This window comes from Streptomyces sp. BB1-1-1 (genome assembly GCF_031597775.1).
Lineage (GTDB): Bacteria > Actinomycetota > Actinomycetes > Streptomycetales > Streptomycetaceae > Streptomyces > Streptomyces thinghirensis.
In genome coordinates, this window is the sequence record NZ_CP134203.1 from 891,236 (window position 1) to 916,070 (window position 24,835).

General features: G+C 71.3%; 25 protein-coding genes and 1 pseudogene. 11 read left to right on the forward strand and 15 right to left on the reverse strand.

The genetic code is table 11. The features are described from left to right. Positions 1 to 2: 2 nt before the first annotated feature. The gene (locus RI578_RS04060; RefSeq protein WP_310869760.1) at positions 3 to 638 is read left to right on the forward strand and encodes a methyltransferase domain-containing protein; all 636 of its coding nucleotides are present in this window, start codon (positions 3 to 5) and stop codon (positions 636 to 638) included. A gap of 103 nt (positions 639 to 741) precedes the next feature. On the opposite strand, the gene RI578_RS42680 is transcribed toward RI578_RS04060, so the two are convergent. Then, positions 742 to 1,059 (reverse strand): rubredoxin, encoded by a 318-nt coding sequence (locus tag RI578_RS42680; protein WP_399059420.1) that lies wholly within the window; start codon positions 1,057 to 1,059, stop codon positions 742 to 744. On the opposite strand from RI578_RS42680, the gene RI578_RS04070 reads away from it, so the two are divergent. Continuing rightward, the gene (locus RI578_RS04070; protein ID WP_310869762.1) at positions 1,058 to 2,065 is read left to right on the forward strand and encodes a polyprenyl synthetase family protein; all 1,008 of its coding nucleotides are present in this window, start codon (positions 1,058 to 1,060) and stop codon (positions 2,063 to 2,065) included. The genes RI578_RS42680 and RI578_RS04070 overlap by 2 nt on opposite strands. A 39-nt stretch (positions 2,066 to 2,104) precedes the next feature. After that, positions 2,105 to 2,935 (forward strand): IclR family transcriptional regulator, encoded by an 831-nt coding sequence (locus RI578_RS04075; RefSeq protein WP_310869763.1) that lies wholly within the window; start codon positions 2,105 to 2,107, stop codon positions 2,933 to 2,935. An 81-nt stretch (positions 2,936 to 3,016) separates the two neighbouring features. Here the strand turns inward: RI578_RS04075 and RI578_RS04080 are convergent, their stop codons facing one another. From RI578_RS04080 to RI578_RS04095, 4 genes are all read right to left on the reverse strand, one after another. Next, positions 3,017 to 3,679 carry a metalloregulator ArsR/SmtB family transcription factor gene (locus tag RI578_RS04080; RefSeq protein WP_310869764.1) on the reverse strand — a complete coding sequence of 221 codons (663 nt, stop codon included), beginning with the start codon at positions 3,677 to 3,679 and terminating at the stop codon, positions 3,017 to 3,019. A 143-nt stretch (positions 3,680 to 3,822) separates the two neighbouring features. After that, the gene (locus RI578_RS04085) at positions 3,823 to 4,497 is read right to left on the reverse strand and encodes a metalloregulator ArsR/SmtB family transcription factor (RefSeq protein ID WP_310875656.1); all 675 of its coding nucleotides are present in this window, start codon (positions 4,495 to 4,497) and stop codon (positions 3,823 to 3,825) included. A 98-nt stretch (positions 4,498 to 4,595) separates the two neighbouring features. After that, positions 4,596 to 5,798, reverse strand: a complete 1,203-nt coding sequence (locus RI578_RS04090) for an MFS transporter (RefSeq protein ID WP_310869765.1) — start codon at positions 5,796 to 5,798, stop codon at positions 4,596 to 4,598. 113 nt (positions 5,799 to 5,911) lie between these two features. Beyond that, a complete protein-coding gene (locus tag RI578_RS04095) occupies positions 5,912 to 7,282 on the reverse strand; it encodes an MBL fold metallo-hydrolase (protein ID WP_310869766.1) in 1,371 nt (456 codons plus the stop codon). 90 nt (positions 7,283 to 7,372) lie between these two features. On the opposite strand from RI578_RS04095, the gene RI578_RS04100 reads away from it, so the two are divergent. Then, positions 7,373 to 8,590 carry a cysteine desulfurase family protein gene (locus RI578_RS04100; RefSeq protein ID WP_310869767.1) on the forward strand — a complete coding sequence of 406 codons (1,218 nt, stop codon included), beginning with the start codon at positions 7,373 to 7,375 and terminating at the stop codon, positions 8,588 to 8,590. 54 nt (positions 8,591 to 8,644) lie between these two features. On the opposite strand, the gene RI578_RS04105 is transcribed toward RI578_RS04100, so the two are convergent. Beyond that, positions 8,645 to 9,610, reverse strand: a complete 966-nt coding sequence (locus RI578_RS04105) for a pirin family protein (protein WP_310869768.1) — start codon at positions 9,608 to 9,610, stop codon at positions 8,645 to 8,647. 153 nt (positions 9,611 to 9,763) lie between these two features. Between RI578_RS04105 and RI578_RS04110 the strand changes: the two genes are divergently transcribed. After that, on the forward strand, positions 9,764 to 10,111 hold the full coding sequence (locus tag RI578_RS04110; protein WP_310869769.1) for a tetratricopeptide repeat protein: 348 nt from the start codon (positions 9,764 to 9,766) through the stop codon (positions 10,109 to 10,111). 127 nt (positions 10,112 to 10,238) lie between these two features. Here RI578_RS04110 and RI578_RS04115 read toward each other — a convergent pair whose 3' ends face one another. Next, a complete protein-coding gene (locus tag RI578_RS04115; protein ID WP_310875657.1) occupies positions 10,239 to 11,660 on the reverse strand; it encodes a PepSY-associated TM helix domain-containing protein in 1,422 nt (473 codons plus the stop codon). Positions 11,661 to 11,805: 145 nt separating this feature from the next. Between RI578_RS04115 and RI578_RS04120 the strand changes: the two genes are divergently transcribed. Next, a complete protein-coding gene (locus RI578_RS04120; protein ID WP_310869770.1) occupies positions 11,806 to 12,483 on the forward strand; it encodes a peptide deformylase in 678 nt (225 codons plus the stop codon). Between the two features lie 273 nt (positions 12,484 to 12,756). On the opposite strand, the gene RI578_RS04125 is transcribed toward RI578_RS04120, so the two are convergent. Beyond that, entirely contained in the window at positions 12,757 to 14,193 is a 1,437-nt protein-coding gene (locus RI578_RS04125; protein WP_310869771.1) for an NAD(P)/FAD-dependent oxidoreductase, read from the reverse strand. 119 nt (positions 14,194 to 14,312) lie between these two features. Between RI578_RS04125 and trxA the strand changes: the two genes are divergently transcribed. Further along, positions 14,313 to 14,711, forward strand: a complete 399-nt coding sequence (gene trxA / locus RI578_RS04130) for a thioredoxin (protein ID WP_055421102.1) — start codon at positions 14,313 to 14,315, stop codon at positions 14,709 to 14,711. 68 nt (positions 14,712 to 14,779) lie between these two features. On the opposite strand, the gene RI578_RS04135 is transcribed toward trxA, so the two are convergent. Together RI578_RS04135 and RI578_RS04140 are read right to left on the reverse strand one after the other, a co-directional pair. Then, positions 14,780 to 15,814, reverse strand: a complete 1,035-nt coding sequence (locus tag RI578_RS04135; protein ID WP_310869772.1) for a LacI family DNA-binding transcriptional regulator — start codon at positions 15,812 to 15,814, stop codon at positions 14,780 to 14,782. A gap of 101 nt (positions 15,815 to 15,915) precedes the next feature. Beyond that, complete coding sequence (locus RI578_RS04140) at positions 15,916 to 16,584, reverse strand: helix-turn-helix domain-containing protein (protein WP_310869773.1); 669 nt, start codon at positions 16,582 to 16,584, stop codon at positions 15,916 to 15,918. Between the two features lie 146 nt (positions 16,585 to 16,730). Here RI578_RS04140 and RI578_RS04145 point away from each other — a divergent pair, with 146 nt between their 5' ends. Further along, positions 16,731 to 17,294, forward strand: coding sequence for an NAD(P)H-dependent oxidoreductase (locus RI578_RS04145; protein ID WP_310869774.1), 564 nt, complete (start codon positions 16,731 to 16,733; stop codon positions 17,292 to 17,294). An 82-nt stretch (positions 17,295 to 17,376) separates the two neighbouring features. Here the strand turns inward: RI578_RS04145 and RI578_RS04150 are convergent, their stop codons facing one another. After that, a complete protein-coding gene (locus RI578_RS04150) occupies positions 17,377 to 18,282 on the reverse strand; it encodes a LysR family transcriptional regulator (protein WP_310869775.1) in 906 nt (301 codons plus the stop codon). Positions 18,283 to 18,401: 119 nt separating this feature from the next. Between RI578_RS04150 and RI578_RS04155 the strand changes: the two are divergent. Then, positions 18,402 to 18,599 (forward strand): annotated as a pseudogene (locus RI578_RS04155) (hypothetical protein); the annotation flags it as partial. Positions 18,600 to 19,097: 498 nt separating this feature from the next. On the opposite strand, the gene RI578_RS04160 reads toward RI578_RS04155, so the two are convergent. Then, a complete protein-coding gene (locus RI578_RS04160; protein ID WP_310869776.1) occupies positions 19,098 to 20,057 on the reverse strand; it encodes a TerC family protein in 960 nt (319 codons plus the stop codon). 151 nt (positions 20,058 to 20,208) lie between these two features. On the opposite strand from RI578_RS04160, the gene RI578_RS04165 reads away from it, so the two are divergent. Continuing rightward, on the forward strand, positions 20,209 to 21,432 hold the full coding sequence (locus RI578_RS04165; protein ID WP_310869777.1) for a polysaccharide pyruvyl transferase family protein: 1,224 nt from the start codon (positions 20,209 to 20,211) through the stop codon (positions 21,430 to 21,432). Between the two features lie 15 nt (positions 21,433 to 21,447). Beyond that, positions 21,448 to 22,875 (forward strand): FAD-dependent oxidoreductase, encoded by a 1,428-nt coding sequence (locus RI578_RS04170; protein ID WP_310869778.1) that lies wholly within the window; start codon positions 21,448 to 21,450, stop codon positions 22,873 to 22,875. Between the two features lie 25 nt (positions 22,876 to 22,900). Here RI578_RS04170 and RI578_RS04175 read toward each other — a convergent pair whose 3' ends face one another. Genes RI578_RS04175 through RI578_RS04185 form a run of 3 tightly spaced genes read right to left on the reverse strand, consistent with a single transcriptional unit; the run spans position 22,901 to position 24,777 of the window. After that, positions 22,901 to 23,926 carry a sigma-70 family RNA polymerase sigma factor gene (locus RI578_RS04175; RefSeq protein WP_310869779.1) on the reverse strand — a complete coding sequence of 342 codons (1,026 nt, stop codon included), beginning with the start codon at positions 23,924 to 23,926 and terminating at the stop codon, positions 22,901 to 22,903. A gap of 34 nt (positions 23,927 to 23,960) precedes the next feature. Next, positions 23,961 to 24,305: a DUF6343 family protein gene (locus RI578_RS04180; RefSeq protein ID WP_310869780.1), complete on the reverse strand. Its 345-nt coding sequence runs from the start codon at positions 24,303 to 24,305 to the stop codon at positions 23,961 to 23,963. A 46-nt stretch (positions 24,306 to 24,351) separates the two neighbouring features. Beyond that, positions 24,352 to 24,777: a CBS domain-containing protein gene (locus tag RI578_RS04185; RefSeq protein ID WP_121745599.1), complete on the reverse strand. Its 426-nt coding sequence runs from the start codon at positions 24,775 to 24,777 to the stop codon at positions 24,352 to 24,354. Positions 24,778 to 24,835 lie beyond the last annotated feature (58 nt).

Genomic DNA, 24,835 nt, shown 5'->3' on the forward strand with positions numbered 1-24,835 from the left:
CCATGACGACAAGCCGTCCGATCTTTGGACGCCTCTATCCTCGGATGAACCGGGCCATGGAAAAGGCCGGTATCTCCATCCATCGGGAGCGAATGCTTGCCGGACTGACCGGCAGAGTGATCGAAATCGGAGCGGGCGACGGCGCCAGCTTCCCTTTCTATCCGGCCGATGTGACTCACCTTTCCGCCGTAGAACCGGAATCTCATCTCCGAAAGCGTGCGAAAAGCGCCGCTGAAGGCGCGAAAATTCCGACCGAGGTGGTTGACGCGGCAGCCGATCGCCTGCCGTTTCCGGATGCCCATTTCGACGCGGCCGTCGTCTCGCTCGTCCTGTGCTCCGTGCCGGAGCAGACTGAGGCGCTGAACGAGATCATGCGCGTCCTGCGGCCGGGCGGTCAGCTGCGCTTCTTCGAGCACGTCCGAGCCGAGTCCCCGGGCCTGCGCAGGGCCCAACGTATGCTCGACGCCACCGTCGGCCCGGCCCTGTGCGGCGGATGTCACAGCGGACGGGACACCCTCTCGGCGATCACCCGGGCGGGGTTCCGTATCGAACAGTGCGAGCGCTTCCGCTTCCCCGAGACCTCCGTCCCCATGCCGGCCTCCCAGCACGTCCTGGGGACGGCCGTCGCGTCGGCCTGATTTCCCCGTTCCGGCCGGACGCGACAGTTCCGGCGTCGCTCGAAGTCCGGGCGGCGCCGGAATTCACTCCGACGCCGCCCGGACGGGATGGCGATATACTCCGTCAACGCGGAGTGATCTCGACCATCTCGAAAGTCGCCTTTGCGGCACCGCACTCAGGACACGCCCAGTCATCGGGTATATCCGCCCATTGGGTGCCCGGCGGAAATCCTTCTTCGGGCCACCCCTTGGCCTCGTCATAAATAAAGCCACAGACCTGGCATTCCCAGACCTTCACATCGACTCCCTGATGTCGAGCGTGTTTGGCAATCCTCTTGCACTTCATGGTGCGGTCTGTATGATAACAGTTAATCCATAGATACAGAAACTTATGGATTAATGGACAAGCGGCGGAACGTACCAGGAAGCGAGGTGGCAGCATGCCTGTCCAGGACAGCCTTATACAGCGTGACGGCGTCGAACCTCTCGGGCAGCTCGTGGCAGACGAGCTGGAGAGGCGGTGGGCCGGCGGAGCGGGCGCGCTCGACGCAATCTGCTACTACTCGCTGGTGCCGGCGGGCAAGTTGTTCCGGCCCATCCTGCTGCTGGACTCGGCCCAGGCAGTCGGCGGCGATCCCGTGGCGGTGCTTCCCGCGGCCGCGGGGGCGGAGTGCGGGCACGTCGCCAGCCTCATCCACGACGACATCATCGATCAGGACGACCTGCGGCGCGGACGGCCGTCGGTACAGAGCAAGTACGGGATAAACGACGCCATAGTCGCCGGCGACGCCCTGATCTTCGACCTGTTCGCCTCGCTCGCCGAGTGCCGGCGAACCGGTGTCCCCGACAGTCGCGTCGCCAGGGCGCTGGGGGCCGTCGCACACGCCGGCCTGGACCTGTGCCGGGGTCAGAGCCTGGAAGCGGAGCTCACCGCCAGCCGACGGTTCGACGCGGCCACCTACATCCAGGTCGCCATACTGAAGACCGCCGCGTTCTTCCGAGGAGCCTGCGAGAGCGGCGCCATCCTTGGCGGGGGATCGTCGGAGCAGGTGGCGGCGCTGCGCCTGTACGGCGAGACAATCGGTACGGCCTTCCAGATCCACGACGACCTGCTGGCCTACCTCAGCAACAGCGAGGTGACCGGCAAACCCGACATCAGCGACGTGCAGAACGGCCGTGTCACGCTGCCGGTGATCCTCGCCCATGAGGCCGGCACACCGGACCAGAGGCGGCAGTTGACGGATGCGCTGTTCCGGTCCTCGGACGCCGAGCAGGCTCTGAGGGTGGTCACGCGGATCGCCCGGAACACCGGGGCGATCACCGCTGCCACCCATATGGCCCGCACCTACGCGGAGACGGCCAAGAACGCCGTGCTGACCCTGCCTCCCTCACCGAGCCGCGAGCGGCTCACCTTCTTCGCCGACGCCGTCATCAACCGGGACTGCTGACATCACACTCCTCAACGGCGGCGGAAGGAGGCCGGTGTCATGAATCCCGTGCGCAACGGAGCTTCCGAGGGCATCCCCTCGGGTGCGGTCGAGAAGGCGGCGCTGGTGCTGGAGGCCTTTCCGCCGGGGCGCACGGCTCTCGGCGTCACCGAGCTCGCCCGGAGGTGCCGCCTGCCCAAGTCGACGACCCACAGGATCCTGCAGGTCCTGGAAACCATCGGCATGGTCGAGCGTCAAGAGACCGGCTACTTGCTGGGGGCACGTATCCGGCTGCTGGCCGACACCTACGACGGCAGATCACCCTCGCAATTGAGGAACTGTGTGCTGCCGTATCTGCTGGACCTCTACGAGGCCACACATCTCACGGTCCACCTCGGCGTCTGGAGCGGGGGGAGAGTTCTCATCGTGGAGAACCTGCACGGCAGAACCGCCGCCAGAACCTTCGCCGAGGCCGGCTCACTCGTCCCCGCCCACTGCACCGCGCTGGGACGAGTGCTGCTGGCCCATGCCGGCCAATACGCACGCCTGCGCGCTCTGCGGGGCGGACTGCGCTCCTACACAGCGGAGACCGTGGTGTCGCCTGTGCTACTGGCGCGGGAGCTGGAAGGAGTGCACCGCCTCGGGGTGGCGCACACGGCGAACCAGTTCCTGACCGGGATGACGGAGGTGGCAGCACCGATCCTCGACGCCGACCGATCCGTCGTTGCGGCCGTCTCCGTATCGGGGCCCACGGGGCGCTTCGACGGCGAAGGCGTCTCGCGGCTGGTCCGTCATGCGGCGCAGGAGGCATCGCTGTCTCCCTGCCTGGGAGGCACGTCCCGGCCCGTCCGGCGCCTGGAACGTCCAAACGGGGCCCTGCAGTATGTGTGAAGGGCCCGCAGCCCACCGCCTGGTCGGCTCGGCTCGGCGGCCGAGTCCCGCAGATGTTCCCGAGGGAACTCGGCGGCGCGCTCAAACCTTCTCCGCGGTCACCGGCAGACCGTCGACACGCCACTCCAGCATGCCGTCCTCGAGGCGCACGGCCGAGCGGCCCTGCCCCCTGAGCAGGCGAACGGCCTCGTGGGCGAGCACGCAGTAGCTGCCGCGGCAGTACGCCACGATGTCCCGGTCCGACGGCAGGGCGGTGAGCCGTTCACCCAACTCCTCCAGGGGAATGCTGAGCGCACCGGGGATGTGCCCGGACAGGTACTCCTCGTGGGACCGCACGTCCAGCACTATCACATTGCCTTCCTTGGCCCTGGCCAGGAGTTCCTCCCTGCCGATGGCCTCGGTCTCCTCACCCAGGTATGCGGCGCGCACCCGCTCGGTGTCGGCAATGTGGTTCTGCGCGACGTTGCGGATCAGCACATAGAGGGCGGCCACGTCATCACCGGCAAGCCGGTAGTAGACCCGCGTGCCCTCTTTGCGTGTCGTGACGACGCCGGCACGCTTGAGCGCCTGCAGATGAGCCGAGGCAGTGGTGAGACCCAGCTCAGCCGCCTTGGCGAGCGACTCCACGGTCCGCTCGCCCTGGGCGATCAGATCGAGCAGCTCCAGGCGCTTGCCGCTGCCGAAGGCCTTCCCGATCCGCGCGAACTGCTCGTACAGCTCCGTCTTGAGCTGCGAGTTACCCATATCCACTCCCCAAGTATTCCTAGGATTACGGTAACATCTCTTGACGGTCCTCTACCAGAGCGAGTCCGCCCTGTGAAGGGGGTCCCGTCACCCAAAGGGCCAACCTCGCACACCCCTTCTCCCCGTTCCGGACCGTGCGGCCGCTAGCCGCCCGCGCCCGGGCTTTCCACCGGCAGCCCTGCGAGCCGCCACTCCAACATCCCGTCCGCCAGGCGAACGGTCCTGCGCCCTCGGGCGGAGAGCAGCCTGGCCGCCTCTCTGGACAGCACGCAGTTGGCGCCACGGCAGTAGGCGACGACCTCGACAGGGTTCGACAACTCCTCGAGCCGGGCCTCGAGTTCCGCCAGCGGAATCGAGAGGGCGCCTGGGATGTGGCCCGCCAGATATTCTTCGAGGGGCCGGACGTCCAGGACGACCGCCCTGCCCTGGGCCACCCGTTCCAGGAGTTCGTCGCGCGTGAGCTGGACGGTGTCGTCGGCACCCAGGTAGGCCTCCCTCGCGACACCGACCTCGGCCAGGTGACGCTGCGCGACCTGCTGCAGCATCACGCAGAGCCGTGCGACGTCCTCACCGGCGAGGCGATAGCAGATGCGCACACCGTCGCGGCGCGTGGTGACCAGGCCCGTCTGCTTCAGCGTCTGCAGGTGCGCCGATGCCGTGGTCAGGTTCAGCCCCGCTGCCGCGGCGAGGATCTCGACACTCCGCTCCCCCTGGGCAAGGAGCTGCAACAGCTCCAGCCGCTTGCCATTGGCCAGCGCTCGGCCCGCCATTGCCAGCGTGTCGAAGAGAGCGGACTTGAGAGCAGCATCCACCATCACTTCCTCCAATTATTCATGGATAATGATAGGAGAAGCCCTTCCTTCGGTGCCACCCTTTTCTTGGTCATTTCCGCTCCACCGACTCCAACGGGAGCCACTCACCGAGCAGGATGCTCGGTGATCCAGCGCGCGGCCATCAGGCCCGAGGCAGCGGTGAGGACGGCTGCGGCGATCACTGTTGCGTTCAGGCCGAGGGTGTCGGCGAGGATCCCGGCCACCAGCGCGCCCACCGCGTAGCCAGTGTCCCGCCAGAAGCGGTACGTGCCGAGCGCGCCCACCCGCCAGGCCGGGTGGGCGTGGTCGGAGACGGAGGCGATCAGGGCCGGGTAGACCATCGCGGTGCCGATGCCCAGGGCCACCGCGGAAAGAAGCCCGGCGAGCAAAGGCCGGTCCAGCAGGGCCAGGGCGAGGAGGAATCCGGCGGCCTGGACGAGCATGCCGTACACGATCAGCGGTTTGCGGCCGACCCGGTCGGCGAGATGCCCGGTGGGAATCTGTCCGATGCCCCAAAGGATCGGGTAGAGGCCCTTGATGAGACCGACAGCGGCCAGTCCCAGGCCGTGCTCGGTGAACAGCAGCGGGAACACGCCCCACGTGAGGCCGTCGTTGAGGTTGTTGACCAGTCCCGCCTGGCTGGCGCCGCGCAGAGAACGGTCGCGCCAGGACGTACGGGCGAAGGTGGCGGCCATGCTCGTGTGCTGACCGGACGGCAAGGGCTTGCGGTGTTGGGCGAGTTCGAGGGCGACGTGCGCCGCGGTGTCCCGTACCGCCAGAGACAGGACGAGTCCGGCGGCAACGAAGACGACACCGATGAGCTCAGGGGCGGGACGCAGACCGTATTCGGTCGCGAGATAGCCAGTGAGCAGGGCAGTGGCGCCGACGGCCGTGTACCCTGCGGCCTCGTTCAGCCCCGTCGCCAGCCCCCGGCGCTCCGGTCCGACCAGGTCGATCTTCATGTTGACGGTCATCGACCAGGTCAAGCCCTGGTTGAGGCCGAGCAACACGTTGGCAGCGACGATCCAGCCCCAGGACGGCGCCCACGCCAGCGCGAAGGGCACCGGGATCCCGATCAGCCAGCCGGCCAGAAGCAGCTGCCGACGGCTGAACCGGGCGGTGAGGGGGCCGACGGCGAGGTTGGTCAGGGCCTTGGTGACGCCAAACGCGATGATGAACGAGAAGACCGCCAAATCGCTCGTCAGTCCGAAGACGTCCGTGCCGATGAGCGGAACGGTGGTGCGCTCGAGGCCCACCAGTGCGCCCACGCACACGTTGACGACAACGAGCAGGGTGAACTGACCCAAATTCTCCCTAAGTCCCAGCCTGACCGGTGGCAAGGGCGCCGCCGTGTCACCATCGATCGGGTTGTGCATCGGGCCCTCCGCGGGCTGTCTCGTCGCAGGGCTCACCGTCTCTTTCACTCGGCGTCGCCCTGGGCGAGCCGCTGCCCATGTGCCACGGCGTAGTCCTCCGGCGCGCCCCTCAGCACGGCGAAGTCGCGACGGCCCGCGCGCTCGAGCAGGCTGGCTGCGGTCATCGCGCGCTCGCCGTGGCCACAGGCCAGCACCGCGCCCCTGGGCGCTTCGGCGATCCGTGCGGCGAGGTCGCCGAGCTCGATGTGGACAGCGCCGAGGACATGCCCGGCGTTGTACTCGGCCGCCTGCCGGACGTCGACGTAGGGTCGGTCCCCGGTCCGGTCGGCGGTGAGGAAGTCCGTGGCCAGCTGCGGGTTTCCGGCAGCGAGCCAGGCCGCCATACCGCCGGCCAGGTGGCCGGCCAGCCGCTCATAGCCGATCTTGTACGACTGCCAGACGACCTCGGCGAGGTCCTGGTCGTCGCGGGCGACGAAGGCGAGAGGCGCGTCCTGCGGCAGGAGCCAGCCGAGCCAGGTGGCGAACTGGGCGCGCAGAGGGATGGACAGGGAGCCGGGGGCATGGCCGGCGGCGTAGTCGGCTGCGGGCCGGACGTCCACGACCAGGCCACCGTCGGCGAGCAGCGCCCCCACCCGCGCGGGGTCAAGCGGGGGCAGCTCCGGCGCGTGGGTCAGGACGGCGGGGCCGCGCCGGTTGGCCTCGGAGAGTCGGTCGAAGTAGGAGGGGTAGGAACCGAGACCTGCGAGCAGCCGACGTACGAAGGCGTCCTCGTTCGAGGCGGCCAGGAGCGGGTTGGCCCGCCTCTCGGCGCCGATCGTCGTGGTGCGCTCCGCTCCGGGCGGCGCTGAACAGAACGACCCGGCGCCATGGGTGGGCCACACCGCTGTGTCATCCGGCAGACTCGTCAGCCTGCGCAGCGAGCGGTACTGGGCACGCGTGAGCTCTTCCGCGCGGTCCGCGCCCAGGAGATCGGTGCGGGCGGCGGAGCCCACGATCAGGGAGCCGCCGGTGAACACGCCCAGTTCGCGGTTGCCGTCCAGGAGAAGGAAGGCGAGGTGTTCGTCGGTGTGCCCGGGAGTGGCCAGGGCGCGCAGGGTGAGGCCGCCCAGATCCACCTCGTCGCCGTCTGTGAGGGGCGTGTGAGGGAACGCGCGCCGTCCCGCGGCGGACGCCAGCACAGTGGCGCCGTGGTCATGACCGAGTTGGACGGCGCCCGAGAGGAAGTCGGCGTGCAGGTGCGTGTCCGCCGCGTAGGCGACTGAGAGGCCGCGCCGCTCGGCGGCCGCACTCAGGGCGCGCAGGTCTCGGGCCGCGTCCACAGCCAGTGCGCGGCCGTCACCCAGGTCGACGAGGTAGGCGCTGTTGCCGAGCCCCTCGTCGATGAGCGGTATCAGGTGGTCATCGGCGAAGCCCATGACAGTCCTCCGTCCGAGGGGTGGTCCGGCTCATCCAGACCGCTCCCTTCACTATTCCATGGATATATGGAAGGTATCATGTCGGACACTATGACTCCTCGATCGAAGCCTCGGCACCCCGGCCTGGCCAATGGGCCGGTCTATCTGGACTACAACGCCACAACACCCATCGATCCCCGGGTGGTTGAGGTGATGTCCCCGCACCTGACGGAGTTCTTCGGCAACCCCGCCAGCAGCCACCCGTACGGCGCCGAGCCTGGGGCAGCCTTGGCCGATGCGCGGGCGGAGGTCGCCGCACTGATCGGTGCCCGTCCCCAGGAGATGGTCTTCACCGCCTCCGGCTCCGAGGCCGACCTGCTCGCACTGCGTGGCGTGGCGCTGGGCTCGGGCAGACCTCGCCCGCATGTCATCACACAGGGCACGGAACATCCAGCCGTGCTGGAGACCTGCCGCGCGCTCCAACGGTTGCACGGGGTGCGGGTCACCGTGCTGCCCGTCGACGGCGACGGGCTGGTCGATCCGGCCACGCTGGCCGGCGCCTTCACGAAGGAAACGGTCCTTGTATCGGTGATGGCCGCCAACAACGAGACCGGTGCGCTCCAGCCGGTCACCGAGCTGGCCGCCTTGGCCCATGAGCACGGGGCGCTCTTCCATTGTGACGCCGCCCAGGCCGTCGGCAAGATCCGGGTCGATGTCGGCGCTTCGGACGTGGATCTGCTCACCGTGGTCGGGCACAAGATGTACGCCCCGAGGGGTGCGGCTGCCCTCTACGTACGCGACGGTGTGCACCTCGAGCCGGTGGTCTACGGCGGCGGCCAGGAGCATGGACTGCGCGCCGGCACCGAGAATGTCGCTCTTGCGGTGGCACTCGGTGCCGCGGCCCGGCTGGCCGGCGAGGAGCTCGCCGAGCGCACCGCCGACCGGATCGCGGCACTGCGCGACGACCTCCACCAGCGCCTGACAGCCGCGCTGCCCGGGCGCGTCCACCTCAACGGACCCGAGCGAGGGCGTCTGCCGAACACGCTCAACATCAGCGTCGACGGCGCACTCGGGCATGAACTCCTCGCTTCCGCCCCCGAGATCGCTGCCTCGACCGGCTCCGCCTGCCACACCGGTACCCACACCCCTTCCCCCGTCCTGACCGCGATGGGTGTATCCACCGAGCGGGCCCTCGGCGCCCTGCGGCTCAGTCTGGGGCGCTGGACCACTGAAGGAGACATCGACGTGGCGGCAACAGCCCTCGTGCGCGTCGCTGCGGCAAACCAACAGGACCCGCCGACTGGGCCGAGCGCCCACGCTGAGCGCTAGAGAGACAAGCGACACCACCGACAGCTGACTTCGGAATCGTCCGGCATACGGATGTCAACGAGCTCTTCCACGAGGCTTCAGCGGCACAGCGGGCAGTGAAGGTGCAGGCAGCGGGGCGCCGTCGTAGCCCTTCACCTCGCCGAACCGGGTCCCTTCCATCCAGTCCCGGCGGGCCTGCACGATCTCCTCCTGGGAGCGCCCGATCCAGTTCCAGAACATGATCAGCTCCTCCTCGAACGGCTCGCCGCCCAGGAGCATCAGGCTCGCGTCCGAGTCGGCGCGCAGGGGTAGTTCGTCGCGGCCGCAGCCGAGGTAGAGCATCGAGCCCGGCACCAGCGGCACGCCGTCGACGTGGGCCTCGCCGGCCATGGACAGGACGGCGTACTCGAAGTCCCGTTCCAGCGGTAGACGTACGTCCGTGCCGCCGGTGAGGGTCAGGTCGGCGCCGACGATGGGGGTGTACGTCGTTCCCGGCGAGGAGGTGCCGTCGAGGGAGCCGAGGAGCAGGGTGGCCGTCAGGCCGGGGGCGGTGACGACGGGCAGGTCGGCGTGGAACTCGAAGCGCGGGTCGGTGTGGCGGTGGGCGTCCGGAAGGGCGACCCACAGTTGCGCGCCGTGCAGGAAGCGGGCGTGCGACCGCGGGCTCTCCTCGGAGTGGCTGATCGCGCGGCCCGAGGTCATCAGGCCCAGCTCGCGCGGGCGGATGGTCTGGAGGCTGCCGGTGGAGTCGCGGTGCAGTACCTCGCCCTCGTGCAGCCAGCTCACCGTCTGCAGGCCCATGTGCGGATGCGGCGGCACCTGCATGCCGGGCTCGTCGGCGATGTCGTCGGGACCGTAGTGATCGACGAAACACCAGGCGCCGACCATGCGCCGGCCCAGGTTGGGCAGGAGTCGGCGGACCTCGGTGGACTCGCCGAGCTTGACGTGGCGAGGGCTGAGGAGTTCCCGCACGGGCTCCGCCACCACGAAGCCGCGGCCGCCGCACAGGCTGGGAACCGCCTCGCGATCAAGATTGCTCATGCCGCCCAAACTAGCGCCGGACGGGCCTTCGCGTCAGACCGTACTCCGGCCGTCACCGTGACGGGCGGATACGCCCCTCCCACTACGCCGCCCCACCGATGGTGGAATGTTCAACCAGGTGGCGTGGTTGCAGCACACCGAAGGAGGTCACGAGTGGACACGACGTACTACGACCACGGAACGCAGGCGGAGCGCTGGGAGCGCGCGACGATGTTCTTCGACGCCAAGGACTACGCCGCCGCGGCACGCGTCCTGAGCGGTCTGGTCGAGGAGGTGCCCGAGCGGACCGGACCGCGGCTGCTGCTGGCGCGCGCCTACTACCACTCCGCCCAACTGCGGCGGGCGGAGGACGAGCTGCGGATCGTCGTCGAGCGCGATCCCGTCGAGCAGTACGCCCGGCTGATGCTGGGACGCACCCTCGAACGGCAGGGGCGCCAGGACGAGGCCGACGCGCAGCTGCGGATCGCCTCCGCGCTGGCGGGCGACTTCGCCGACCGCTGAACGTCGGCGTCACGGCGGGGAGGCGTCATGGTGAGGCGGTGAGGCGGTGAGGGTGCGGTGCCGGCCTACCGCCTCGCCGCCGTGAGTCACCCCTCGCCGCCGTGATCCACCGCCCCGCCGCCGCGAGTCAGCGTTTCGGCGTCGCGGGACCCGTGTGCGTCCGCCGCCCCCGCCGGTGGGCGATCTCGCCGAGTACGACGTCGGCCGCGACGAACGCGGCCAGCGGGATGCCGAGCAGCGGCACGAAGTAGCCGAGGACGGCGACCGCCGCGAGCAGCGGGACGAGGAGCAACGGCGGCACCTGCTGCCACGCCCCGCGCGGGATCGGGCGGCCGAACGCGGAGCCCCGGCCGCGCTGCCACCACATGCGGTAGCCCCAGATGATGAGCAGGACGAGGGAAGCGGCCAGCAGCATCAGGGCGATCTGGTTGGGCAGGCCGAACAGGCTGCCGGTGTGCAGGTCGATGCCCCAGCGGCTGAGCTTGGCGAGCACCGGATAGTCGGCGAAGCGGAGTACGTCGGTGACCTCGCCGGTCGCCGGGTCGACTGCGACCGAGTCCTGCTTCTCGGGCCAGCTGCGCTGCACCTGCTTGACGACGTAGGCGGAGGACGCGTCGGCGGGCGGGACGATCTCCACGGGGTCGCCCAGGCCCTCGGCGCGCGCGGCGGACAGGACCTTGTCGAGGCCGACCCCGTGCGCGGCGTCCCCGCCCGCGCCCGATGCCGCACCGTGGCCCGCGTGCTCCCCTCCCCCGGCTGCCGACGCCGACACGGACGGGGTGGTCTGGCCGAGCGAGACGCGCAGGTCCTCGATGTTCGCCCCGGCGTAGGTCGACCAGGTCAGGCCGGTCGCCGAGAGGAAGACGAATCCGGCCGCCGCCCACGCGCCGACCGTGCCGTGCAGGCCCAGGGTGCGGCGCCGGCCGCTGGTGCCGCGCAGCTTGCGCCGGGCCCGGCGGCGGGAGAACCACAGCACCAGGCCGCCGCCCGCGATCACCCACAGCCAGCTCGCGGCGAACTCGCTGTACAGACGGCCGGTCTCACCCAGGTGCAGGTCCCGGTGGAACTCGTCGATCCAGGTGCGCAGCGGCAGCGCGCCGGTCGAGCCGTACTGTTCGAGGGCGCCGCGCACCTTCGCGGTGTACGGGTCGACGAAGACCGCGAGCGTGTGGTCCGGGTCGACGCCCTCGACGCCGGACAGCAGCACCCTGGTGGTGGCGTCGGCCTCGGGTGAGGGGCGTACGGCCGACACCGTGCCCTCGGGGTGGGCCTGCCGGGCGGCGGCGACCTGCTCGGAGACCGGCAGCTTGCGGTCGCCCACGTCGGGGACGGTCAACTCGTGTGCGTAGACCAGCTTCTCGGCCTGGAACGAGGCGGCGTAGAGGAAGCCGGTCGCCGCCGCCACCAGGAGGAAGGGGGCCACGAACAGCCCGGCGTAGAAGTGCAGGCGCAGGACGAGCGGGCGGAGGGTGGACCATCTGCCGGGCGGAGGCGGCGGGGTCGGCGGTTTGGCGGCCTCGTCCGTGGGGGTCGGGGACGTGGTGGTCATCGGTGGGCGCTCCGGGGACGTCGTGGGGACGGGGTGGTCCCAGTGGTCGGGGCGGGAGCGCGCCGGGTTCCCGGCCCCGAACGTGGCCTGCGTCACACCGTCATGGTCGGCGGGTGGATGCCGTACGCCGTGGCATCCTGGCGCGATGGGAACTCCGAGTGATCGCGCCCCCCTTGCCGAGCGGGTCGAGGAACTGCTCGCCACCGATGGACCGTTGCCGATCGTCGAGGCCGGCGATCCGGTGCTGCGGCGCGTCGCCGAGCCCTTCGACGGGCAGTTGGAGCCGGCGCTGCTGGCGCGGTTCGTCGAGGCGCTGCGCCTCACCATGCGCGCGGCGCCGGGTGTCGGCCTGGCCGCGCCGCAGGTGGGGGTGGGACTCAGGATCGCGGTGATCGAGGATCCGGCGCCGGTGCCGGACGAGGTGCGGGTGGCGCGCGGGCGGGTGCCGCAGCCGTTCCGGGTGCTGGTGAATCCGTCGTACGAGGCCGTGGGCGGCGGGCGCGCCGCGTTCTTCGAGGGCTGCCTGAGTGTGCCGGGGTGGCAGGCGGTGGTGGCTCGGCATGCCGAGGTGCGGTTGGTGGCGCGGGACGAGCACGGGCGGGCCGTGGACGAGGTGTTCGCGGGGTGGCCCGCGCGGATCGTGCAGCACGAGACGGATCATCTGGACGGTGTGTTGTACCTGGACCGGGCTGAGTTGCGGTCGCTGGCGTCGAATCGGGCGATGGTGGAGTTGTGGGGGCAGGTGACTCCGGAGCGGGCTGCGGTGGGGTTGGGGTTTGGGCTGCCTTCTGGCGCTGCGGGATCTGCGGGGGCAGCCGGGTAGGTGAGCCGGCGGGCTGATGGGCCGCTGGGGGGTGTGGGCGCCGGGGAGTGCGCGGCCCGGCGTTGCGGGGTGCCGCTGCGCCCACCCGTGCCGCCCCAGCGGCACGACTGCCCGCAGCTGCGGCGACGGCGACGGCAGCTGCGGCGACGGCAGCTGCGGCGACGGCGACGGCAGCTGCGGCGGCGGCGACGACGGCAGCAGAGCAGCAGCAACACGGCAACAACAGGCTGCGGGCTTGGGCGGTGGTGCCGCTGGGGCGGTGGCGGGAGCCGGTCAGTTGTCGCGGTATGTCTCCAGCAGCCGCAGCCATACCTCGCTGATCGTCGGGTACGACGGGACCGCGTGCCACAGGCGGCTGATCGGCACTCGTCCGGCGACGGCGACGGTCGCGGAGTGGATCATCTCGCCGACGCCGGGGCCGACGAAGGTGACGCCACGCACGATCTCGTCCTCCAGGTCGACGACCATGCGGGCCCGGCCCTTGTAGCCGTCGCCGTACAGGCTCGCGCCGGCCACCGTGGCGAGGTCGACGTCGACGGCGCGGACACGGTGGCCGGCCTGCTCGGCCTCGGCCAGGGTCAGGCCGACGGAGGCCGCCTCGGGGTCGGTGAACACCACCTGGGGGACGGCGTCGTGGTCGGCGGTCGCGGCGTGCGCGCCCCACGGGCCGGAGTCCAGGTCCGGTACGCCGGAGGCGCGGGCGGCGATGGCGGCGCCCGCGATGCGGGCCTGGTACTTGCCCTGATGGGTGAGCAGGGCACGGTGGTTGACGTCGCCGACGGCGTAGAGCCAGTCCTGGCCCTCGACTCGGAGGCTGTCGTCGACGGGGAGCCAGGAGCCCGGTTCCAGTCCTACGGTGTCCAGGCCGATGTCGTCGGTGCGGGGGAAGCGGCCGGTGGCGAAGAGGATCTCGTCGGCCTCGACGCGGTCGCCGGTGTCGGTGACGGCGACGACGGTGCCGCCCTCGCGCTTGACGGACTCGACGGAGGTGCCGGTGCGGATGTCGACGCCGGCCTCGGTGAGCGCCTCGGCGACCAGTTCGCCGGCGAACGGCTCCATGCGGGCGAGCAGGCCGTCGTTGCCGCGTACCAGGAGGGTCACCCGGGAGCCGAGGGCCTGCCAGGCGGTTGCCATCTCGACGGCGACGACCCCGCCGCCGACCACGATGAGCCGGCCGGGCGCGCTCTTGGCGCTGGTGGCCTCGCGGCTGGTCCAGGGGCGTACCTCGGCGAGTCCGGGCAGACCCGGCAGGGCGGCGCCGCTGCCGGTGCAGACGGCGACGGCGTGCCGGGCGGTCAGTACCCGGCGGGTGCCGTCGGGCGCGGCCACCTCGACCGTGCGCGGCCCGGCGAGCCGCCCCTGACCTCGGTACAGGTCGGCCCCGATGCCCTCCACCCACTGGACCTGGCCGTCGTCCTTCCAGTGCGAGGTGTACTCGTCGCGGCGGGCGAGAACCGCCGCCGTGTCGAGGGGGTCTCGCACCGACCGGCTCAGACCGGGCAGGCGGCGGGCGTCCGCGCGGGCGAGGACGGGGCGCAGCAGGGCCTTGCTGGGCATGCACGCCCAATAGGAGCATTCGCCGCCGACCAGTTCGCTCTCCACGATCGCGGTGGACAGTCCGGCCGCACGGGTACGGTCGGCGACGTTCTCCCCCACGGGGCCCGCGCCGATCACGACGACGTCGTACGCGATGGAATCCGATTGCGTCATGGGGTCAGTCTGGTGGGTGGTGTGCGACGTGGCCACATGGGTACGTGCGCGGAATACCCACCAGGTCGGCAGTGTTGTGCCGACGGTTCACGCCCCGAACGCAGGAAGAGGGATCCCCCATGACCAGCACCGTGGAGCTCACCAAGGAGAACTTCGACCAGACGGTCACGGACAACGAATTCGTCCTGATCGACTTCTGGGCGTCGTGGTGCGGTCCGTGCAAGCAGTTCGCCCCGGTCTACGAGAAGGCGGCCGAGGCCAACCCCGACCTCGTGTTCGGCAAGGTGGACACCGAGGCGCAGCCCGAGCTGGCGCAGGCCTTCGGTATCCAGTCGATTCCGACGCTGATGATCGTCCGTGACCAGGTGGCCGTGTTCGCGCAGCCGGGCGCGCTGCCCGAGGAGGCCCTGACGGACGTCATCGGCCAGGCCCGCAAGCTGGACATGGACGAGGTCCGCAAGGCGGTCGCCGATCAGCAGGCGCAGGCCGAGGGCCAGGCCGGGCAGGACGGCCAGTAGCAGGTCGGCAGAAGGTCGATAGCAGGTCAATCGCAGGCCAGTAGCGGCGCAGTGGAGCCGGCCGACGGTCAGCTCGACTCGCGGTGCACCACCGCCGCGCCCAGCACCTCATGGCGCTCGGGCGCGGCGGTGGGGTCGTGGACCGCGCGGTCGACCAGGGCGGCCAGGTCGCGGCCGGAGGGCAGCTCCAGGTGGACGGTGCTCAGCCGGGGCCGCAGCAGGCGGCCGAGCATCAGGTCGTCGGCGCCGATCACGGCCGCGTCGGCCGGGATGCCGAGGCCCTCGTCCTGCATGGCCCGCATCAGCAGCATCGCGTACTCGTCGTTGTACGCGAACACGGCGTCCAGGCCGAGGGAGCGCCAGCGGGCGGCCAGCCGGGCGGCGTCCCGTTCCTCGTAGGCGAGGGGCAGTTCGGTGACGGTGGCGTCGGTGTCGCGCACGGCGCGGCGGGCGCCGGCCAGTCGCGGTGCCGAGAAGACCTCAAGCCCGTCCTCGGCGGGCACGACGACGCCGATCCCGCGGCGTCCGCGGTCGTAGAGGTGGCGGGCCGCGGTGTGGCCGACGGTCTCGTGGTCCATGAGCAGGGCGTGTGCTCCCTCGACGGCCTCGGGGCCGAGGGTGACGACCGCGCGGGCGCCGGAGCGTTTGAGGACCTCCACGCCGCGCGGGCCGAGGCCGGAGCCGGGTACCAGGACGGCGACCGGGCGCAGTTCCGCCCACGCCCGGGCGGCCTCGTCGTCGTACAGGCCGACGGTGCCGTACTGCACGACGGTGTAGTCGAGGCGGCCGAGGGCCCCCTGGAGTTCGCTGAGGAACCGGCTGTAGAGCGGTCCGGAGGGGAAGGACGGCGCGGGCATCAGCACCGTACGGCTGTGTCCGGCGCGCAGGGAGCGGGCCGCGGCGTGCGGGACGTACCCGAGATCCCGGGCGGCCTCGTGGACGCGGCGGCGGGTGGGTTCGCTGATCCGGACGGCGCTGGTGTTGTTGAGAACATAGGAGACGGTCGCGCGCGAGACGCCGGCCAGGCGGGCCACATCGGCGCTCGTGGGGACGGAGCGCGGTGCGAGGGACTCGGGGGCGGGCTGTTTCGGTATCTGCACCATGACGTACGGCATCTTGGCAGAAGCCGGGTACGGGGCGACGGGCGGGGCGACGCCGTCCGGATCGGACGAAATCCCACCTCGTGGGCGCGACGGTCGCGGGGTCAGGCCGGGTGCTCGGTGCGGGTCACCCGCGCGACCAGATCGAGCCAGCCCGCCTGCAGCCGCGTCGGGGGCACCCCGCACTGTTCGGTGAGGTGGTGGACGAGGGCGGCGTCGAGGTACGCCAGCAGCGTGTGGGAGAGGAGTTCGCTGTCCCCGTCCGGGACCGCCTGCCGCAGCAGCAGGGCGACGTGGCCGCGCAGGAAGCGGCGCGGTGCGGAGGTGTAACGGCGCTCCGCGCTCGGCTCCGCGGCCAGTTGCAGGTCCATCTCGTCGATGGAGCGGCGCAGCATCGCGCAGCCGAAGGCGCGCAGCCGCTCGACGGGCGGCGCCCCGGGTCCCAGGGGCGGCGGGCCGCCGAGGAGTGCGGCCTGGAACTTCTTCTCGGAGTGGTCGAGGAGCGCCATGAGCAGGCCGGTGCGGTCGCCGAAGCGGCGGAAGACCGTGCCCTTGCCCACCGAGGCCGCCGCGGCCACCGCCTCCATCGTGACGCCGGCCGCGCCGTGCTCGGCGACCAGCCGGGCGGCGGCCTCCAGCAGCCGGGCCCGGTTGCGCGCGGCGTCGGCGCGCAGGCAGGGCTCGTCCTCCTCGGTCCCCGTGCCGACTTGCAGCAACTCAGGGGGACCGGCGGTCTCCTGGGGTTTCGGGAAGGGTGGCAGGGCGGCGGACATGAAGCCAGCGTAAAGCATCGGGAAGAAAACTGGACCGCGGTCCGTTTGGGATGTTAGAAATTAAACGGACCTCGGTCCGGATCCTTTACGGCAGTGTTTCAGCAGCGTCTGTTCCCGCAGCCTCTGCTCCGTCAGTGGGAGTACTCATGTCTGTCCGCATCCTTGCGCTCGTCGGCAGCCTTCGCGCCGGTTCGCACAACCGCCAGCTCGCCGAGGCGGCCGCCAAGTTCGCGCCGGAGGGCGCCGAGGTGCAGCTGTTCGAGGGGCTGGCCGAGATCCCCTTCTACAACGAGGACATCGACGTCGAGGGGAGCGTCCCGGCCGCCGCCGCCAAGCTGCGCGAGGCCGCCCAGGCCGCCGACGCCTTCCTGTACTTCTCGCCCGAGTACAACGGCACCATCCCGGCCGTCCTGAAGAACGCCATCGACTGGCTGTCCCGTCCGTACGGCGCCGGCGCCCTCTCCGGCAAGCCCGCCGCCGTCGTCGGCACCGCCTTCGGCCAGTACGGCGGCGTGTGGGCGCAGGACGACACCCGCAAGGCCGTGGGCATCGCCGGCGGCAAGGTGATCGAGGACATCAAGCTGTCCATCCCCGGTTCGGTGACCCGTTTCGCCGAGACCCACCCGGCCGACGACGCCGAGGTCGCCGCCCAGCTGACCGAGGTCGTCGCCCGGCTGCACGGCCACGCGGACGAGGCCGTCGCCGCCTGACCGGCACGCAGGACGCATACGGGACCGGGGCTCCGCCGAGCTCCGGTCCCGGCGTGCGTACCGGCGTCTGTACCGCTGCGCGTCAGGCCACCGCGGTCGCGGCGAGGGTGTGCAGTTCCTCCAGTGCGGCCGCCACCGCCGGACGCCGGTGACCGCCGCTCCGTGTGCAGGTCAGCAGCTTGCGGTGCGGCCGGTTGACGCAGGGCACCCGGACGATCGGCAGCTGCGGGGCCAGCTGGGCGAGCCGGGGTATCAGCGCGACACCGAGCCCGTGGGCGACCAGGTGGGCGACGACGTTCCAGTCGAGCGCGTGATGGACCACGTCGGGGGTGAAACCGGCGGCACCGCACGCCGACATCACGTGCGGGCGGCAGGGGCTCTGCGGCACGGGGGCGATCCACGGCTCGTCGGCCGCGAGAGCGAGATCGACCCCTTCCCGTCCGGCCAGCGGGTGGCCCTCGGGGACGACCAGGTCGAACGGGTCGTCGAGAAGCGGCCGCTGGTCGAAACGCGCGTCGGCCGACGGCGGGTTGGACGGGGTCGCCTCCACCACCGCCAGATCGGCCTCACCCTCGAAGAGCAGGTCGAAGCTCTCCGCCACCTCGACCTCCCGGATCCGGACCGACAGCCGTGGATGCCGTTCCCGCAGCCGCGCGGCCATCGGTGCCAGCAGCACGGAGACGGCCACCGGGAACCCCGTCACCCGCAGCGGCCCGGCCGGCGCCCCCTCCTCCGCCCGCAGGTCGAGTTCGGCCTCGTCCCAGCGGGCCTCGATGGCGTCGGCGTGCGCCAGCAGACTCTCCGCGGCCGGGGTCAGCCGGACCCCGCGGCCCTGCGGCTCCAGCAGGTCGACGCCCAGGTCGCGGGCGAGCTGGCGGATCTGCTGGGAGGCGGCGGACGGGGTGAAGTGCAGGGCGCGGGCCGCCGCGGTGACTGTGCCGTAGTGGGAGACGGCCCGGAGGACGTGCAACCTGCGCAGGTCAATCATGAAGTGCACGCTTCACGGTGAAGTCCGTAAAGTCAACCTGGACGTGAACGGACCCGTGACCGCACCCTGTCTGTGGAGCGAGGGTCGCACACCCGCCGACCGACGAACGAGGAGTCGCCATGTCCAGCACGACCGGTGTCGCCTGCCCGCACTGCGGGTGGCCCGACGGTGCCGAGCCCTTCCAGGTGGTGTCCGCGCACCCGACCGCGGCGGGCGGCACCCTGTGGACCCGGTGCGCCTGCGGTTCGCTCCAGGCCCGCGTCGTCGACGAGCACGGCACCCGCGTCGTCTCGCGCGGCAGGCCCTCCCCGGGCGGGCTGCTGAGGCACCGGCCCACCCGGGCAGGCAGCGAGCAGGAGCGACCCTCACATGTCCGAGGTTCACGCGGGAGCCGTCATCTCCTTGACTGGTCGCGCAACCGAAGGAAGCGCGACCTCATGGGGGTACTTATGCACCGCGGGAAGAACGTCGTCACGGCCGGGCTGGCGGCCACGGTCTCGGCCCTGGCCCTGACCGCCGCCGGGTTCGCGGTTCCGGCGCAGGCCGCCCCGTCGGCACCGGCGGCGGCCGGCGTCGACTGCGACGGCTGGGTCCACAACAACAACCCGGACCACGGCATCGCCGGCTGCAGCAACAACACCGACCGCACCGTCACCTTCCGCGCCGAGGTCGTCTGCGGCTGGGCGCCGGACGTCTCGGGACAGTGGGTGACGCTGGCGCCGGGGCAGTACGGCGAGTCCTCGGGCGTCTGCGCGATCTACAGCTCGGGGGTCGGCAGCGTGGGCTGGACCATCCAGTAGGCCTTCGGGCCTTCGTCACACGTCCCGCCCCTGGTCCTGTCTCCTCGCGGCCCACAGGCTCGTCGCCGTGGTGACCGCGAGGACGATCACGATGAAGCCGAGCGAGAAGGGGATGCCGATCTCGGGGACGTGCACCCCGGACTCGTGCAGGGCGTGCAGGATCAGTTTGACGCCGATGAAGCCCAGGATGACCGACAGGCCGTACGAGAGGTGCACCAGCTTCTTCAGCAGACCGCCGATGAGGAAGTACAGCTGGCGCAGGCCCATCAGAGCGAACGCGTTGGCCGTGAACACGATGTACGGGTCCTGGGTCAGGCCGTAGATGGCGGGGATGGAGTCCAGGGCGAACAGGACGTCGGTGGAGCCGATCGCGAGCATCACGACCAGCATCGGGGTCATCACCCGCTTGCCGTTCTCCTCGATCCACAGCTTGGTGCCGTGATAGCGGTCGGCGACACCGAAACGGTGTTCGATCGACTTCAGCAGCTTGTTCTCCTCGTACTCCTCGTCGTGCCCTCCCTTGCGGGCGTCCTGGATGAGCTTCCAGGCGGTCCAGATCAGGAAGGCGCCGAAGATGTAGAAGACCCAGGAGAAGGCGGAGATGATCGCCGCGCCGGCCGCGATGAACGCTGCGCGCAGCACCAGGGCGACGATGACGCCGACCATCAGTACGCGCTGCTGGTACTGCGTGGGCACCGCGAACTTGGCCATGATCAGGACGAAGACGAAGAGGTTGTCGACGCTGAGCGACTTCTCGGTGATGTAACCGGCGAAGAACTCACCCCCGGGGCCGGCGCCCGCGAACACCAGCAGCCCCACGCCGAACAGACAGGCCAGGACCACCCAGACGGCCGTCCAGATCCCGGCCTCCCTGATCGACACGTCGTGCGGCTTGCGGCCGATGAAGAAGTCGGCGGCGACGAGGACGCACAGGGCCGCGACGGTCAGCAGCCACACGCTGAGGGAGACGTTCACCGGTACTCCTGTGACAGGCGGCGGAAGGGGACCACGTACACGTTCTTGGTCAGGGTGTTTCCACGGAGCGGCCCAGGCAACCCGGCACCGTGCGCGGCCTGCGCACCGAGGCCGGCGGGCCGGCCGACTCCGACGTGACGGGAGCCCCCGGATGACCACTGCCCCCTCGCATCCGCACCCCGCCCGGCCGGGCCCGCGCATCGGCGTGCTCGGCTCCTACGGCGGCTTCAACATCGGCGACGAGGCGATCCTGACCTGCGTCCTGAGCTGTCTGCGCGCGCAGCGACCCGACGCGCACCTGGTCGTCCTGAGCCGGAACGCGGAGCACACCCGCACCCACCACCCCGACGCCGACGAGGTGGTCCCCTGGGAGGGGGTCAGCCGCAACCACGTCCTGGACGTGCTGCCCGGCCTGGACCTGCTGGTCCTCGGCGGCGGCGGCATCCTCTACGACGGTGAGGCACGCCGCTACCTGCGGCTGGTGCGCGCCGCCCAGACCCGGAACGTGCCGACCTTCGCGTACGCCGTCGGGGCCGGGCCGCTGACGGACGCCGAGGACCGGGACGCGGTGCGCACCGTGCTGGCCGACATGGACGACGTCGTGGTGCGGGACGAGGAGTCCCGGCTGGTGCTGGAGGAGGTCGGCCTGGAACGCGAGGTCGCGGTCACCGCCGACCCGGCCCTGCTGCTGGGGCCCGAACCGTTCACCGAGGCCATGATGCGGGACGAGGGCATCCCCTCCGGTGCCCGGCTGGTGGGGATGTCGGTGCGCGAACCGGGGCGGGCCGCGGAGAAGCTCGACGAGGGCGACTACCACGCGCTGCTCGCCGACGTCGCGGACTTCCTCGTGCGGCGGCTGGACGCACACGTGGTGTTCCTGCCGATGGAGCGGCACGACGTACGGCACGCGCACGCCGTGCTGTCCCACATGACCGCGCCGGACAAGGGCCGGATCCTGCACGGCGACTACAGCCCGGGACAGGTCCTCGGCTTCATGCGCCATCTGGACGTGGCCGTCGGCATGCGGCTGCACTTCGTGATCTTCGCGGCGCTCACCGGGGTGCCGGTGCTGCCGCTGCCCTACTCCGGCAAGGTCTTCGACTTCGCGCGCCGACTGGGCGCACCGGCGCTGGTGGGCGTGGCGCGGGAGCAGGCCGGGCTGCTGCTGGCGGAGGTGGACCGGCTCTGGGACGAGTATCCGCAGCGCCGGGAGGACTTCCGGTCCCGGATCCGGGAGCTGTCCGCGGCGGCCGGGGAGACCTGCGTGCGCTGCGGCTCGCTGCTGGACGAGATCGACGCGATCGGCGACGGACGGCGCGCGGGGACGGCGGGCCCCGAGCCGTACGCCGACGAGCCGCGACCGTTGCACGCCTGACCCCCGAGGAGAGCGATGCCGATCCTGGAAGAGCCCCGCGAGCCCCGCACGGTCACCCTGCCCCCGCGGCCCGCCCGGCACGGGGGCCGGTGCGACGTCCTGGTGGTGGGCGGCGGTCCCGCCGGCTTCGCCGCCGCGGTCGGCGCGGCCGACACCGGGGCCGATGTCGTGCTGGTGGAGCGGTACGGGTTCCTCGGCGGCAACGCGACCGTGGCGCTGGTGATGCCGCTGATGTCGTTCCACAACGAGCACAAGCAGGCCGCGTTCACCGAGTCCGGGGACACCTCACGGCTGCTGCCCACCGACCACGGCGAGGGCGAGCCGGTGGTCGCGGGTGTGCTGTGGCAGCTGCTCGACCGGCTCATGGGACGCGGCGGCTGTCTGCCGCCCTCGCCGAAGACCGGGTACACGGTCCCCTTCGACCCGGAGCTGTTCAAGCTCTCCCTGCTCGAGATGATGGACGAGTCGGGGGTCCGGATGCTGTTCCACGCCTTCGCCTCCGGCGCGCTGCCCCTCGACGACGGCTCCGGCTGGCGGGTGGTGTTCGAGACGAAGTCGGGGCCCGTGGTGATCGACGCCGGGGTGGTCGTGGACGGCACCGGCGACGGTGACGTGGCGACCGCCTGCGGGGCACCGTACGAGATCGGCCGGCCCGAGGACGGGCTGGTGCAGCCCATGACGCTGATGTTCCGCGTCGCGGACTTCGCACGGCCGGACTTCGCCGACTACGTGCGCGAGCACCCCGACCAGTGGCGGGGCGTGCACGGCCTGTGGGACCTGATCGAGGAGGCCAGGGCCAACGGCGAGCTGCGGCTGCCGCGCGAGGACATCCTCTTCTTCGCCACCCCGCACCCGCGCGAGGTCGCGGTCAACAGCACCCGGGTCAACCGCGTGCTCGGCACCAGCGTGTGGGACCTGACCCGTGCCGAGTACACGGCCCGGCGCCAGCTCTCCCAGATCGACCGCTTCCTGCGCACCCGCGTGCCCGGTTTCGAGGAGGCGTACGTGGTGCAGAGCGGCACGCACATCGGCGTACGGGAGACCCGGCGGGTGCTCGGCGACTACCAGCTGACCGGCCACGACATCCTGGCCGCGCGCACCTTCCCGGACGTGGTCGCGCACGGCGCCTACCCGGTCGACATCCACAACCCGCGCGGCTCCGGCACCATCCTCAAGCGGGTTCCGCAGGGCAGCTTCTACGACATCCCGCTGCGCTGCCTGGTGCCCCGGGACACCGAGCGGCTGCTGGTGGCCGGGCGCTGCATCTCCGGGACGCACGTGGCGCACTCCTCGTACCGGGTCATGCCCATCGCCATGGCGACCGGGCAGGCGGCCGGGGTGTGCGCGGCGCTGACCGTCCGGCACGGGCGCGGACCGCGCGGCCTGCCCTACCGGATGGTCCAGCACGAGCTGCTGCGGCAGGGGGCCCGGCTGCGCGTCTAGATCTATTGATCACGAGCGTTGTCGGTCAGCTCGCCCAGTCCAGCAGGCGGTCCCGGGTCTCCGGGGCGCGGAGGTGGTCGAGGGACGCCTTCTCCAGCTGGCGGACGCGCTCGCGGGTCAGGCCCACGTGCTGTGCCACCTGGTGCAGGGTGCGGGGGCGGCCGTCGTGCAGCCCGTAGCGCAGGCTGAGGATCAGGGCCTCGCGGGGCGCGAGGGTGCCGACGGCTTCCCGCAGTTCCTCCGCGAGCGCCTGGAACTCGGCGACCTCGGGTGCCTGGAGCACCTCGGTGTCGGGGATGAGGTCGCCGACGACGGTCTCGCCGGTCTCGTCGACCGGGGTGTCCAGGCTGACGGCGTCCCGTCCGACGCGGCGCAGCCAGACGACCTTGTCGCCGTCGATGCCGCTCTCGGCGGCCACCTCCTCGGCGGTCGGCTCGCGGTCGAGGCTTCCCCGGAGCTTGCGCTCGACCTTGGCCAGCTTCTGCAGCTGCTCCACGACGTGCACCGGCAGCCGTACCGTGCGCGCGTGGGTCGCCAGGCCCCGCTCGATGGCCTGGCGGATCCACCAGGTGGCGTACGTGGAGAACTTGAAGCCCTTGGTGTGGTCGAACTTCTCGACGGCCCGGATCAGGCCGAGGTTGCCCTCCTGGATGACGTCCAGGAGGGGCAGCCCGCGGTGGGCGTGGCGCTTGGCCATCGACACCACGAGCCGCAGGTTGGCCCGCACCATGTGGTCCTTGGCGGCCTGGCCGTCGTGGACGGTCTCCTCCAGTGCGCGACGGCGTCCGGGGGTCGGTGCGGGCTCGCCGGTGTCGGCCGACTCCAGGTCCTCCATGGCCCGGACACCGGCCTCGATGCGCCGGGCCAGGCTCACCTCGTCCTCGGCGGTCAGCAGCGGGGTGGCGCCGATCTGGGTCAGGTACTGGCCGAGCAGGTCCGGTTCCTCGTCGGGTTCGGGGATCCGGCTGCGCAGCCGTGCGGTGCGGGCAGGGGCCCGGCGGTCCTGCCCGGGGCCCGCCGCGGGGGTCGGGGTTCGTGCCAGGGGAGCCATGTCGTTTCCTCCGTCCCCTGATGGAGTCCTGGGGTCAGTGCGGGGCGGGGGCGCCCCGTTCCCGCCGCAGCCTGCCGGCCACGACCATCAGGTCCGCCGCCGCCAGCAGGACGAACGCCGCGCACACGGCGGCGAGGGCCACCAGGCTGCCGCGTCCGGGGCTGTCGCCGGGACCGGTGTCCGCGGCCCATACGCCGAAGAACGCGGCCCCGGCCACGAACAGCGGCAGGAAGACGGCCGACAGCAGCAGTCGCAGCCGCAGCGGGCTCTGTGCGGTCACCGGTTCGGTGCCGGTGCGCGGGAAGCGACGGCCGATCGCGCCGGACCGCGCGCGAGAGGCGGGTTCCGTGGCCCCGTCGGGGCGGCGTCGGTCACTCATGCCTTCCCTCCGTACAGGAGTCGGGAACGTCGGTGCTCGGGGCGCCTCAGTGGTCGGGCGCGGCCCTGCTGATGTCCGCCAGGGCGGAGCGCGGGTCGTCGGCGGCCGCGAGGTCGCCGAGGGTGACCACGCCGACCGGGACGCCGCCGTGTTCGACGACGGGGAGCCGCCGGACCGCGTGACGTCGCATCAGCTCGGCCGCGCGGTCGGTGGTGTCGTCGGGTTCGAGGGTCACGACGGGCGGGGGTGTGCACACCGAGCCGACCGTGGTGTCGTCGGGGTCGCGGCCGTCGGCGACGCTCCGGAGCACGATGTCGCGGTCGGTGAGCAGGCCGAACAGGTCGCTGTCGTAGGTCACGAGGACGTCGCCGACGTCCTCCTCGCGCATCAGCCGCGCCGCCCGCGCCACCGTGGTCATGGGCTCGACGGCCACCGCGGCGGGTGACATCACGTCTCGGATGCGCCGTGTCATGGTCACGCCTCCCGGGGTGTGGGTACTCGGTTCCGTGCGGGCCGCGTAGCCCGCACCC